Here is a 12756-nt window from a genome sequence, read left to right on the forward strand (position 1 = left end):
ACTTGCACTCTTTCTCCATAATCTCAGGAAATTCCCTGGAAGGGTTTACTCATGCTTCGGTGAGTGCGTAACATAGCGCTAACTTTCCTGTCTTGCGGACTCATTATGAAAAAACCAGCGTTTATCATCACGATTGATACTGAAGGCGATAATCTCTGGCAAAATCACCGCGTCATTAAAACGGAGAATGCGCGCTATCTGGCGCGATTCCAGACGCTTTGTGAGCGTTTCGGTTTCAAACCCGTATGGCTGACAAATTATGAGATGGCGATTGAGCCGGTTTTCATTGAGTTTGCCAAAGATGTGATCGCCCGCGGTCAGGGTGAAGTCGGGATGCACCTTCACGCGTGGAATAGCCCTCCTGAACACGATCTCACCGGAGATGACTGGCGCTGGCAGCCGTATTTGATTGAATTTTCAGATGAGGTGATGCGCGAGAAAGTGTTGTTCATGACCCGTCTGCTGGAAGAGACCTTCCAGACCAAAATGTTAAGCCATCGCGCCGGGCGCTGGGCCTTTGATAGCCGTTACGCCAGACTGCTGATCGAACTGGGCTACCAGGTTGATTGCTCTGTTACGCCGCGCGTGAACTGGCACAACGCGAAAGGTGCACCGCAGGGGAATGGCGGAACCAATTATCAGCACTTTCCAGACCACGCCTACTTTATTGATACAGACGATATCTCACGAGCGGGCAATAGCCCCTTACTCGAAGTGCCGATGAGCATCCAGTATAAGCATCCGGCCTGGTTGAACACCGTCAAACAGGGCTACGATCGCCTGCGCGGTAAATATCGATCACCGTCCGTAAACTGGTTGAGACCGTCCGGTGGTAATGCGTCGCAGATGATTCAGGTCGCACAGCAATGCCTGTCTCAGGGACATGACTACGTGGAGTTTATGCTGCATTCCTCTGAATTTATGCCGGGCGGAAGTCCTACGTTTAAAGATGAGGCGGCGATTGAAGGGTTGTATCAGGATCTGGAAGTGCTCTTTAGCTGGTTATCCGACAAGACGGTAGGGATGACGTTGGCGGAGTTTTATCAATACAAGAAAAATTAATGCCCGCATCGCGGGCATTATGATTAACGCTGTTACCAACAATAAGTAATGTCGAGGACAACGAAATAAGGCTCAAAATTAGCGTCACTCGATAGAGTCGCAATTTTATTTTTTCCATAATGCCTCAATAACCCTTTTTTTATAGCTGAAGCGAACATCGCTGGATAAGAAAAATGAGAGAGAATAAAGTGCTTTTACCCGTTGTTTAACGAGCTGGAAATGCTGGTCGGTCAGATGTTGCCGATGATTACTGTAAATATCAAACCAATGACAATTTATGAGATGTTGAAACGGCTGCGGGAATGTTTTTTCCATCAACAATGTGCATTCCACAAGCGTCTTGATTTTGCTCGCGTCGAGTTTGCTCGACAAACTGTCGCTACGCTTGATGTAGTAATAGTGCCCGCGACGTTGATAGGCTATTTTACTCGATTGCATCAACATGCCAGGGAATACCGCAAAATCCTCATAACACACCATCGAAGGAATCGGATTACTTTCGTATAACTTGCGATGAATGAATTGACCAATGAGATGTGCCTGGAAATCTTTATGCAGCAGGAAACGTTTTATAGCCTCCCGTTGCGACAACGCAACGGGAGAAAATCCTTGCCAGTGGGGGGTGATTTTTTTGATATCACGAATTTCTAGCAGGCGCGTCAGCAGCATATCAGGACGCTCTGTCTTGAGGAATGCTACAGCGTCCCTGATGCTACCCGGTTTCAGTCGGTCATCACTATCCAGCATCGTAATGTAGTCACCTGATGCCAGAGAGAATGCGCTGTTGCGAACAAGGCCTACATTACGAAACTGAACGTGCCGGGAGTGCACATTCGGAAACGCTGGCAACCACGTCTCAATAATATCTTGCGTGGAATCATCGGAGCTGTCGTTAAAGATAATCACCTCAACATCGTCGCCCGCATTATCGATGGCATTGTGCAGGCTTTCTAACGTTGTGTGAAGGGTATCTTCGGCGTTATGTGCAGCAATAATGATGCTTAGAAAAGCCATAAAAAATTAGTTTCCCAGGGCATCAAAGGTATATGGGGTTGCGGTAGCTTTTGGTAACGCGCAAATGAAACGTTCGAGTTCGTTTAAGGATTCGTCTGTTACAGCAAAGAGTTCTTCCCTGTCTTGCGAGAAATAGTATTTAGTCTCAAAAACATAAGAACAAATATTGTCGTCGTTCCCTATCAGCATCACATTTCCAAGTGGGCGTTGTTCATAGTGGCAGCATGGGCCAAACAGCAGCACTACGGGTACATCTACTGCATCGGCAATATAGACATTGCCTGAATCAGACGCGATATAACAATCCATCCTGGAAATCGCCCACGGAAGATCTTCGAGAGGGATTTTGCCGATGAGGTTAACGACATTAGGAATATCACCGTAAGCACGGGTGATATCGTCCAGCCACGACTGTTCATCAGGGGCGCCAAACACATAAAACTCGCAGGGCAGGTCGGCGAGACGATCAATAATTCGCTTCCAGATGACCGGCGGCACTGTTTTGGCTTTATTACCTGCGGCAATGCTGATGCCGATGCGGATCACATCAGGTTTGTCGAGAATTGCCGGGTAGGTCGCTGGTTTGAACAGCGGCTTTGTGGCGTGCTTGGGCGAGTCCTGCCACGTCAACGAACGGTCGGCCAGCTTCAGGTAATTGGTCACTGATAGCGTTTTTTTGCCGTGCTCAACGGTACCGTCGGCGGTGAGATAGAAAATCCCGTGATACCATCTGCGGGTGTAAATGCTTAAAAATTGTTTGTTTTTGGCATTACAGACGGCGGCAAAAAAGAGATTTACACTGTTGGGTTGCAGAAGATAGACGTTGTCGTAGCGGTTCATGATGCGGCAGGCAAAGCTGAGCTTACGCCACAGGCTACGCTTATGCTGCTCGATAAAAAAAATCTCTTCGATCGTTTCGTCATGCTTCGCCAGCGCACCTACGCTGCGACTGATGAGCACATCACTTTTTTGCAGGTATGCCAGCAGGGGCGTCGCATTAACAAAATCACCGATTTTGGCTGTCTGAATGACCAGGTTTTTACCTGTATCTTTGCGGAACAGCTTCCGGATAAGCTTCACCGGAAGGAGTAAAATCAGCAGAAATACGTAACTCATTCGTTAGATATCCCTGTCGGAAAGCCAGTGGCTGTCCTGTAAAAATGAAAAAATGGCATCTGCGCTAATGTCCCTCGTTTGTTGAGTCGGGCTGACCATTTGATGCTGGTTTTTACCGTAACCCCCAATCAAACCGGGATCGGTCGGGCCAAAAATCGTGATGTTTGGACGATCCAGCGCCGCGGTTAAATGGCTTAAACCCGTATCAACGGAAACGACAGCTTTAGCTCCGGCCAGCTCTGCAGCAACTTGCGCCAGCGTGAGTTTAGGTAAAACCTCGACGTGCGAAAAACCGGCTGCCAGACGTTCAGCACGCTGGCGCTCATGTTCAGCACCCCACGGCAGTTTAATATGGATGCCGGCAGGTTGCATTAGTTCAATGAGTCTTCGCCAGTGCGTTTCCGGCCAGTGCTTATCATCGCGCGTTGTGGCATGCAGGAAGACCAGCCAGGGCTGCGCAGGCTTCTCTGCATCACGCAGAAAATGCTGCGAAATCGCGTAATCACCCTGCGTTTCCGGCTTTGTGTAACCGAGGCTTTTTGCGAAGAGCTCGCGGGTGCGTTCCACTGCGTGCTGCTGCTTTGCAATATGGTGACGACGGTTATAGAACAGGCTGGCGAGTGGTTCGCGGGCGGTTTGCCAGTCCATGCCGTGCTTTACACCGTGTGCCAGGCGCGTGACCAGCGCGGCGCTTTTGACCAGCCCCTGCGCGTCGATAATGGCGTCGTAACGCTGCGCCTGCACCGCATCGCGGAAGGCTTTGCGCTCGGCTTTAATCGGTGTGGAAAACCACGCTTTACGCCAGCGGCGGATGGCCACCGGGATCACGCGGTCGACCACTTCGTGCCAGGTAGGGATCTGCGCGAAACCCTCTTCCACCACCCAGTCAAAACGAATGCCAGGAATGGCCCGCATGGCGTCCGTCAGCGACGGAAGCGTATGCAGCACATCACCCATCGAAGAGGTTTTAACGATCAATACCCGCATTCGTTATCCTTCTTCGCTCAGCAGCAGTTCGTTGAGTTCTTCGAGAACGCGCTGCGGCGTGATGTCGATCAGGCTCTGGTGATAACCTTCCGCGGCATCGCCTTTACGCACCTTATGGTAACCCGTGATCAGACGAATAACGCGCGCCTTATTTGAGAGCGGCGGCGTGAAGTCCGGGCTACTTGGACCGTACAACGCAACCAGCGGGCGGTTGAGCGCGGCGGCGACGTGCATCAGCCCGGAGTCGTTGGTGACTACGGCTTTACAGGCAGCAAGTAAAATCACCGCCTGCTCAAGCTGGGTTTCCCCGGCCAGGTTGCGGCACCAGGCCTGCTGTTCTGTACTGAGGGCTGCAAGAATTTCGTTCCCCGCCTCGTGGTCTTTGGCCGAGCCGAACAGAACGATCTGATAACCTTCGTCAATCAACTGCTTTGCCAGCTCTGCGTAGTGATAGTGCGGCCAGCGTTTTGCCGGGCCGAATTCTGCGCCCGGGCAGAAGCCAATCATCGGCCGTTCAGAGGAAAGACCAAACGCGTTACAGGTCTGGGATTTTTCACCCTCGCTGACCTGTAGCTGTGGCCACAGCAGCGGCTGCGGCAGGTCTTTTGCGCTGCGCATCACGCCCTTGTCGTAGGCCAGCGCCACATAGCGCTCCACCATTAATGGCCAGGCCTCTTTATCCAGCACGCGTGCGTCATTCAGCAGACCGTAGCGCATCTCACCGCGCCAGCCGGTACGGTGCGGCACACCGGCGAAGAAGGGCACAAGCGCGGATTTAAACGAATTGGGTAACACGTAAGCACGGTCATAACGCTTCTCGCGCAGACTGTGACCGAGTTTACGGCGTTCGCCAATTTCCAGCGCCCCGTGGCCGAGCGGCATTGGGATGGCTTCATTCACTTCCGGCATACGCGATAACAACGGACGGCACCATGCGGGTGCTATCACGTCGATTATCGCCTGGGGATAACGCGCCTTGAGCGTGCGATAGAGACTTTGCGACATCATCATGTCGCCCACCCATGACGGGCCGATCACCAGAATTCTCATACTTACGCGTCGCGATTCAGCCAGGCCATATATTCCGTTACGCCTTCGGCAACGGTCTTGAACGGCTTGTCATAACCCGCTGCGCGCAGGTTAGTCAGATCGGCCTGGGTGAATGCCTGGTAGCGGCCTTTCAGTTTGTCCGGGAAAGGAATGTACTCAATGCTGCCTTTCTTGTGATACGCCAGCGTTGCGTCAGCCACGGCCTGGAAAGATTCCGCGCGGCCGGTGCCAAGGTTGAAAATACCGGATACCCCATTTTCCCAGAACCACAGGTTCACGGCGGCAACGTCGCCTACGTAGACGAAGTCACGCTTAAAGCCGTCGCTGCCTTCGAACAGTTTTGGACTTTCGCCGTTATTCAGCTGAGTGTTCAGATGGAACGCCACGCTCGCCATGCTGCCTTTGTGGCCTTCGCGCGGCCCGTAGACGTTGAAGTAGCGGAAACCAACGATTTGGGAGTTCGCTTCTGGCAACACCTGACGCACATACTCGTCGAAAAGGAACTTGGAGTAACCGTAAACGTTCAACGGCTGCTCATATTCGCGTGATTCAATGAAATCAGAGGTACGTCCGCCGTAGGTGGCCGCCGAAGAGGCATACAGGAACGGAATTTCACGCTCCAGACAGTAGTGAAGCAGCTCTTTAGAGTACTGATAGTTGTTGTCCATCATGTACTTGCCGTCCCACTCTGTGGTGGAGGAGCATGCCCCTTCGTGGAAGATGGCTTCGATCTCGCCGAACTCTTCACCTGCCATAATCTGGATAAGGAAGTCTTCTTTATCCATGTAGTCAGCGATGTTCAGATCCACCAGGTTGACGAACTTGGTGCCGTCTTTCAGGTTGTCAACCACCAGGATGTCGGTGATGCCTTTGTCATTGAGAGCTTTAACAATATTGCTGCCGATAAAGCCCGCGCCGCCGGTAACGATGATCATAACTGTAACCTTTGAAGTGTGGAGTCCGGGGACAATCCCGGACGCTAATGGTTCTATCATATCATTAGTATGGCTGCCCTTCAGCCATTCACCGACATAGCGCAAGGGTACACGTGATTTATGCTGCAAAAACGAGAAGAGATAATGTGTCATCTCGTCATGAACTATAGGTTTGGGTAATATGTGCCGAAATTTGCCGAGTCTGGAGAATTGCAATGCGTGGTGATTTTTACAAACAGTTAAACAGCGACCTTGAGACCGCGCGTGCGGAAGGGTTGTTTAAAGAAGAGCGTATTATCACGTCTGCTCAGCAGGCGGACATCACCGTTGCCGATGGCAGCCACGTGATCAACTTTTGTGCGAACAACTACCTGGGTCTTGCGAATCACCCTGAGCTGATTGCTGCGGCGAAAAGCGGTATGGATACCCACGGTTTTGGTATGGCCTCCGTACGCTTTATCTGCGGCACGCAGGACAGTCACAAGCAGCTTGAGAAAAAGCTGGCGAACTTCTTAGGCATGGAAGACGCAATTCTGTACTCCTCCTGCTTCGATGCCAACGGCGGTCTGTTTGAGACGCTGCTGGGTGCAGAAGATGCCATTATCTCCGACGCCCTTAATCACGCTTCCATCATTGATGGTGTGCGCCTGTGTAAAGCGAAGCGTTTCCGCTATGCCAACAATGATATGGTTGAACTGGAAGCACGCCTGAAAGAGGCGCGTGAAGCGGGTGCTCGCCATGTGCTCATCGCCACCGACGGCGTGTTCTCTATGGACGGCGTGATCGCCAACCTGAAGGGCGTGTGCGACCTGGCGGATAAATACGATGCGCTGGTGATGGTCGATGACTCGCACGCGGTCGGTTTTGTGGGTGAAAACGGCCGTGGCTCGCATGAATACTGTGACGTGATGGGCCGCGTGGACATCATCACCGGTACGCTGGGCAAAGCGCTTGGTGGCGCGTCTGGCGGCTATACCGCTGCGCGTAAAGAGGTGGTGGAGTGGCTGCGCCAGCGCTCCCGTCCGTACCTGTTCTCCAACTCCCTCGCGCCGGCCATTGTTGCCGCCTCCATCAAAGTGCTGGAGATGGTGGAATCCGGGGCTGAACTGCGCGACCGTCTGTGGTCCAACGCGCGCCTGTTCCGCGAAAAAATGAGTGCGGCAGGGTTTACCCTTGCCGGTGCTGACCACGCCATTATCCCGGTCATGCTGGGCGATGCCGTCGTGGCGCAGAACTTTGCCCGTGAGCTGCAAAAAGAAGGCATTTACGTGACCGGGTTCTTCTTCCCGGTCGTACCAAAAGGCCAGGCGCGTATCCGCACCCAGATGTCCGCGGCGCATTCGCCTGAACAAATTGAACGTGCGGTGGAAGCCTTTACCCGCATCGGTAAACAGCTGGGCGTAATTGCCTGAGGACGTGTGATGAAAGCGTTATCCAAACTGAAAGCGGAAGAAGGGATTTGGATGACCGACGTGCCGGAGCCGGAAGTCGGTCATAACGATCTGCTGATCAAAATTCGTAAAACCGCCATTTGCGGCACTGACGTTCATATCTACAACTGGGATCAGTGGTCGCAAAAAACCATTCCAGTACCCATGGTTGTCGGCCACGAATACGTTGGTGAAGTGGTTGGGATTGGTCAGGAAGTGAAAGGTTTTAACATTGGCGACCGCGTCTCGGGTGAAGGACACATCACCTGCGGCCACTGCCGTAACTGCCGCGGTGGGCGTACGCACCTGTGCCGTAATACCATTGGCGTGGGCGTGAACCGTCCGGGTTGCTTTGCCGAGTACCTGGTGATCCCGGCCTTTAACGCGTTCAAAATTCCGGACAACATTTCTGACGATCTGGCCTCCATCTTTGACCCGTTCGGCAACGCGGTACATACGGCGCTCTCTTTCGACCTGGTGGGTGAAGACGTGCTGGTCTCCGGCGCGGGCCCTATCGGGATTATGGCCGCAGCGGTGGCGAAGCACGTGGGTGCGCGTAATGTAGTGATTACCGACGTGAACGAATACCGTCTGTCGCTGGCCCGCAAGATGGGCGTCACCCGTGCGGTGGATGTCTCTAAAGAGAGCCTGGCCGATGTGATGGAAGAGCTGGGCATGACCGAAGGGTTTGACGTGGGTCTGGAGATGTCCGGCGCACCACCGGCGTTCCGTACCATGCTGGATACCATGAACCACGGCGGTCGTATTGCGATGCTGGGTATTCCGCCGTCGGATATGTCTATCGACTGGAATAAAGTTATCTTCAAAGGGCTGTTCATTAAAGGCATCTATGGCCGTGAAATGTTCGAAACCTGGTATAAGATGGCGGCATTAATTCAGTCTGGTCTGGATCTGTCCCCGATTATTACACATCGTTTCTCCGTTGATGATTTCCAGAAAGGCTTTGACGCGATGCGTTCGGGCCAGTCCGGGAAGGTTATTTTGAGCTGGGATTAAACCTGCCAGCTGGCACCCGTATAAACGGGTGCCAGTGCTAATTATGGTAGTTTGACTTTTCGGAATTTTCTTGTTACTTTTCAATAAAATACCAATCTTTCTTCTCCACGCGTTTATTAATAATAATTACGTCAGGAAGACACTGTCAGGCTTGTCAAAACATTATGTCCACGCACCTTTCGCTGAAGCTGGTTGATACAACTTCACGGTTTACCTCTTTTTTAAATCTGGCGATTTCTCTTTTAATACTTATGGCTGTAAATATTTTACATGCCCGCTATAATTTGGTAATTAACAGATCGTTTGTTTTTTTATTGATGTTGTTGATGCTCAAGTGCATAGATAATAAATTAATACGCAATGTACTGGCGATTGTACTTCTCATTCCAGTTGCGGCAGATATTTCTCTCCAGCTATATGCATGGAGAAATTTCGATTCTGCGTTTAGTTATGGGTTTGCAATGAGCATAATCCACACCACACCGGATGAAGCAAGTTCAATGCTCAGCGTGTACTGGCGTGAATGTATTATTTTTATCACACTCTCTGCTTTTTTTATTTATACCGCAAATACGGGTGCATGGCCCGTTGCACCGCGATTTCGTCGCTGGCCTGCCATTGTGCTTGGCGTGACGTTGTTGGCTTTCTATGGTCAGGCACTACAGCACCAGCTCAGGAAAAGCAGCGTCGAAAGTCTGGCGCAGCGCGTGGTTCAGGCGACACCAGTCAGTACGGCAAAAGTTTTTATGCAGGCTTTTGAAGATAACGCGGTCATTGCCAATATCGGTAACAACATTCCTGATTACAAACTCACGCTTTCGGATACCGGTATTGAGAGCTACGTGCTGGTTATCGGTGAGTCTGAGCGAGCGGCGAATATGGGCATCTATGGTTATCAACGAGATACTACACCAGAGCTGGAAAAGCAGAAATCGCAGCTCTTGCTGTTCCGTAATGCTGTAGCGCCAGCGCCGGTTACGATTATGGCCGTACCGTTGGCCATGACCGCTGGTAAAGTGAATATTCGCGATCCGAAAAAATATGGTGATAATATTATTAATATTGCCAATAAAGCAGGCTATGAAACTTATTGGTTTAGTCATCAGGGTAAAGGCGGGGCGCATAACAACGTCATCACCGGGATTGCCATGAATACGAAAAAGCATGAATGGCTCGAAGGCGGTTACGATGAAGATCTTCTACCTCTGTTGCAGAATGCATTAAAAGCCCCGGGTAAAAAAGTGATCGTCTTGCATTTATACGGCAGCCATGAACCATCCTGTACGCGCTTTCCGGCAAACCAGGCGGTGTTACATGGTACCAATGAGGCCGATGACTGTTATGACAACTCGGTACGGTATACAGACACATTGATGGGCAAGATGTTTAGTATGCTGACCAACTCGCGTTCTTCGGTTATGTATTTTTCCGATCATGGTTTGATTCGTGATCCGCAACGCGCTGTCGTTTATTCTCACGGAAACGTGAACCCTCCACGAGAGGCTCTGCACATCCCTGTGTTTATCTGGTATGGGCAACAGGTTGATAAAGCCAGGCAATACACAGGAGACTATTACACCGTCTGGTCTGCTGATGATGTTAATACGCTTGCTGAATTGTGGTTGGGGATCCATCGTCAGGGTCAACCTGTCCAGTCGGTAAACTCATGGCTTGCCGGTTACGATAAGAATGTCTCAGTACTGGATACCACAGGTAAGACCTATTACTGGAGTAATATACGTTAGCCCGGACGTGTGATATCTACTGCACATCAAGGTGACGTAAAATAATAAAAGGGGCCTGAGGCCCCTTTTATTTACTGGTTCTTTTTCTCTTCGTCAGTCAAATACCGCACTTTGCGGGTATAATCTTGACCTTTGAACAGTAATTTATTATCTGCTGACTTTATATATTTCTGCCATTCGGAGAGAGGGAAACCGCCATGAGCACCAATCACCTCTTTTGGAATTACGGCTTCCTGTCCGCCAATTTTTTTGGAAACAGGCCAGTTTACCCAGTCCCCCAGGTTGACGGTTTTTAAATCCAGCATGTCCAGTAGGGCAGTGAGCGGCAACTGGTCAGTTGGGGGCTGACTGTCGTCCATGAGTTCCCAGGTATCCTGAAATAGCGCCAGCCACAATGGGCAAATACGACGCCAGGTCTTTTTGGTAGCCGCAAGGAAGGCACTGTTAACATGGTCAACCAGATACGGCCGTACCATATCTTTATAATACGCTGGCACTTTTTCAACCGGTGCACCGTCCAGTTTGGCAATCATTTTCCCCTGGCGGAAGCTTGAGTAAAGGTGCATATCCGCGATTTTAATCTCTGGCATTTTTAGCAGATTGAGGTCGGAATCGATCATCAATACACCTTCACCGCGCGCCTGTAGCGGGGCGTTAAGTTTTATCAGGCGGCTGAGGTAGATCTGCTTATAACGATAATTTTCCTCACGGACCGGAAGGCTAAGCGTCACTATGCGGGTTTTAGGCGGCAATGTACCAAAGGCTGACTCTGGCTGATCGCTGACGATGACTATTTCGCTAATCCCGGTGGCATAGCGCTCCGCGAAAGTGGCAGAGAGTAATGCTTCTTCGACGAAATCTGCACCGGTACAGGGAATGACAATTGAATCAACCGTAGGCAGTTCGCCCGTCAGGTGAAGAGAGCTGTAAGGAATATTGTGCCGCCCGGTGATATGACGATAGCGAGCGTTAAGAAATTTAAACATATTTATCTCGTTAGTTTATTGCGCGCCAAGCACGGCTTCGACACCGCTGACATACTTTTCAATGGCATAGTTACGACAAACATTTTGCCTGGCTGCTGCAGCCAGACGAGCCCGCAGGTCAGCATCCGTCCAGATACTATCCAGATGTTGCGCTAGTTGTGAAACATCGCTCCAGGGGAAAAGCAACCCGGTAGAGGCATGGTCAATGAGTTCAGCTGTGCCGGTCACCTGGGATCCAATAACGGGGATATTGAGCAGCATCGCTTCCAGCACTACGCGAGGAAGGCCTTCACTTTTAGAGGCGAGGATAAATGCGTCAAACGTGGCGAGGTAATCAAAAGGGGTATTCTGAAAACCAGTGAAGATCACGTGACTTGCAATACCCAGGTTTTGGGCCTGTGCTGCTAACGCATCACGCTCAGGGCCTTCACCGACCAGCACCATTTTCCACTTCGCTTCAGGATGCTTCAGACTGAACTGCGCCAGTGCTTCAAGCGTATGGTGGTTAGCTTTACGTGGGATCAATGAGCCAATGCTGCCAAACACAAAGGTCTCGTCATCTATGCCCAGTCGCTGACGCATTGCGCGGCGATCCGGTAAAGGCTGGTAGATGTCGATGGCATTGTTAACGGTCGTACACAGATCGGGTCGGATACCATGCTGCAGCAGCACCTGTTCAACGCCATGCGAGACCGCGATGATCTTTGTGGCATGCGCATTGACCAGTTTCACCAGTGGTGGGGACAGAACAGGTTCAATACGGCAGTGCTGAATTAATCGCGCCTGTAGTTTCGCCGCCGCGAGATAACCTTCCTCGTTCGAGCCAGGTTGGTTATTCATATAGAGCGTATCGAAACCACCATGCGAGAAAAGCGTTTCGATTTTGCTGACATTGGGCCTGATACGCCACAGAGTATCGACGTGCCGCGTAAACGCTTTGCGGGCATTGCGCGAGAAAAACAGCAGACCACGTCCTGCTTCTTTCAACAATTTTGCCCATGCCGGTTGCTTATGTTGAGGAATGACGATCAGCGGGATCCCAATGCTGTTTAGCACCTGACCTATGGTTTGACCACCAGCACGACTATAATCGTTGTAAAAACAACAAGTAATGTCGAATTTGTCGCGATCAATTCGCTTCAGAAGCTCAAGCATACTGTTGGTGCCTCCCCCCCATTCTTTGCCTGTGTCCAGGAGGAGGATTTTACGTTTTTGCGGCATGTCTGAATCCATGTGCTACCCTTGATCTGACCGCATTATAAAGAATCTGCTGAAATAAAATAGATTTTTCTATTGTGATAGTTTTTTCTGTAAGATAAATTTTCAAACACGATTATTTTAAAAGTGTGATTTAAGACTTTAATCGTCTCTTCTCATTTAGATAGTATTAATGAAAAAATTTATGCTGTTATTG

11 protein-coding genes are annotated in these 12756 nt (G+C 50.7%); 4 read left to right on the top strand and 7 right to left on the bottom strand.

Going from position 1 to position 12756, the window contains the following annotated elements; all coding sequences use genetic code 11:
• Window positions 1-105 precede the first annotated feature (105 nt).
• Window positions 106-1062: a polysaccharide deacetylase family protein gene (locus tag ACQG22_RS00665; RefSeq protein WP_058661817.1), complete on the top strand. Its 957-nt coding sequence runs from the start codon at window positions 106-108 to the stop codon at window positions 1060-1062.
• A 105-nt stretch (window positions 1063-1167) separates the two neighbouring features.
• On the opposite strand, the gene ACQG22_RS00670 is transcribed toward ACQG22_RS00665, so the two are convergent.
• The 5 genes from ACQG22_RS00670 to rfaD are packed head-to-tail and all read right to left on the bottom strand — an operon-like array spanning window position 1168 to window position 6164.
• Window positions 1168-2076: a glycosyltransferase family 2 protein gene (locus ACQG22_RS00670; protein ID WP_102752292.1), complete on the bottom strand. Its 909-nt coding sequence runs from the start codon at window positions 2074-2076 to the stop codon at window positions 1168-1170.
• A 6-nt stretch (window positions 2077-2082) separates the two neighbouring features.
• Window positions 2083-3192 (bottom strand): glycosyltransferase family 9 protein, encoded by a 1110-nt coding sequence (locus ACQG22_RS00675; protein WP_013094905.1) that lies wholly within the window; start codon window positions 3190-3192, stop codon window positions 2083-2085.
• 3 nt (window positions 3193-3195) lie between these two features.
• Window positions 3196-4179, bottom strand: coding sequence for a lipopolysaccharide heptosyltransferase RfaC (gene rfaC / locus ACQG22_RS00680; protein WP_369706817.1), 984 nt, complete (start codon window positions 4177-4179; stop codon window positions 3196-3198).
• A 3-nt stretch (window positions 4180-4182) separates the two neighbouring features.
• Entirely contained in the window at window positions 4183-5229 is a 1047-nt protein-coding gene (gene rfaF / locus ACQG22_RS00685; protein WP_369706818.1) for an ADP-heptose--LPS heptosyltransferase RfaF, read from the bottom strand.
• A gap of 2 nt (window positions 5230-5231) precedes the next feature.
• Window positions 5232-6164, bottom strand: a complete 933-nt coding sequence (rfaD, locus tag ACQG22_RS00690; RefSeq protein WP_013094908.1) for an ADP-glyceromanno-heptose 6-epimerase — start codon at window positions 6162-6164, stop codon at window positions 5232-5234.
• 215 nt (window positions 6165-6379) lie between these two features.
• Here rfaD and kbl point away from each other — a divergent pair, with 215 nt between their 5' ends.
• The 3 genes from kbl to ACQG22_RS00705 all read left to right on the top strand — a co-directional run bounded on the left by kbl (window position 6380) and on the right by ACQG22_RS00705 (window position 10356).
• Window positions 6380-7576 carry a glycine C-acetyltransferase gene (kbl, locus tag ACQG22_RS00695; RefSeq protein ID WP_013094909.1) on the top strand — a complete coding sequence of 399 codons (1197 nt, stop codon included), beginning with the start codon at window positions 6380-6382 and terminating at the stop codon, window positions 7574-7576.
• A 9-nt stretch (window positions 7577-7585) separates the two neighbouring features.
• Window positions 7586-8611 (top strand): L-threonine 3-dehydrogenase, encoded by a 1026-nt coding sequence (tdh, locus tag ACQG22_RS00700; RefSeq protein WP_029881902.1) that lies wholly within the window; start codon window positions 7586-7588, stop codon window positions 8609-8611.
• 164 nt (window positions 8612-8775) lie between these two features.
• On the top strand, window positions 8776-10356 hold the full coding sequence (locus tag ACQG22_RS00705) for a phosphoethanolamine transferase (RefSeq protein WP_058650590.1): 1581 nt from the start codon (window positions 8776-8778) through the stop codon (window positions 10354-10356).
• A 71-nt stretch (window positions 10357-10427) separates the two neighbouring features.
• On the opposite strand, the gene ACQG22_RS00710 is transcribed toward ACQG22_RS00705, so the two are convergent.
• Window positions 10428-11342, bottom strand: coding sequence for a hypothetical protein (locus tag ACQG22_RS00710; RefSeq protein WP_102752290.1), 915 nt, complete (start codon window positions 11340-11342; stop codon window positions 10428-10430).
• Window positions 11343-11357: 15 nt separating this feature from the next.
• The gene (locus ACQG22_RS00715; protein ID WP_102752297.1) at window positions 11358-12563 is read right to left on the bottom strand and encodes a glycosyltransferase; all 1206 of its coding nucleotides are present in this window, start codon (window positions 12561-12563) and stop codon (window positions 11358-11360) included.
• Between the last annotated feature and the right edge of the window lie 193 nt (window positions 12564-12756).

The sequence above is a fragment of the Enterobacter cloacae complex sp. 309I3 genome (assembly GCF_050031595.1).
Lineage (GTDB): Bacteria > Pseudomonadota > Gammaproteobacteria > Enterobacterales > Enterobacteriaceae > Enterobacter > Enterobacter cloacae.

Coding starts and splice junctions, on each gene's coding strand:
- ACQG22_RS00665 (WP_058661817.1), top strand. CDS start 106: ATGAAAAAACCAGCGTTTATCATCACGATTGATACTGAAGGCGATAAT.
- ACQG22_RS00670 (WP_102752292.1), bottom strand. CDS start 2,076: ATGGCTTTTCTAAGCATCATTATTGCTGCACATAACGCCGAAGATACC.
- ACQG22_RS00675 (WP_013094905.1), bottom strand. CDS start 3,192: ATGAGTTACGTATTTCTGCTGATTTTACTCCTTCCGGTGAAGCTTATC.
- rfaC (WP_369706817.1), bottom strand. CDS start 4,179: ATGCGGGTATTGATCGTTAAAACCTCTTCGATGGGTGATGTGCTGCAT.
- rfaF (WP_369706818.1), bottom strand. CDS start 5,229: ATGAGAATTCTGGTGATCGGCCCGTCATGGGTGGGCGACATGATGATG.
- rfaD (WP_013094908.1), bottom strand. CDS start 6,164: ATGATCATCGTTACCGGCGGCGCGGGCTTTATCGGCAGCAATATTGTT.
- kbl (WP_013094909.1), top strand. CDS start 6,380: ATGCGTGGTGATTTTTACAAACAGTTAAACAGCGACCTTGAGACCGCG.
- tdh (WP_029881902.1), top strand. CDS start 7,586: ATGAAAGCGTTATCCAAACTGAAAGCGGAAGAAGGGATTTGGATGACC.
- ACQG22_RS00705 (WP_058650590.1), top strand. CDS start 8,776: ATGTCCACGCACCTTTCGCTGAAGCTGGTTGATACAACTTCACGGTTT.
- ACQG22_RS00710 (WP_102752290.1), bottom strand. CDS start 11,342: ATGTTTAAATTTCTTAACGCTCGCTATCGTCATATCACCGGGCGGCAC.
- ACQG22_RS00715 (WP_102752297.1), bottom strand. CDS start 12,563: ATGCCGCAAAAACGTAAAATCCTCCTCCTGGACACAGGCAAAGAATGG.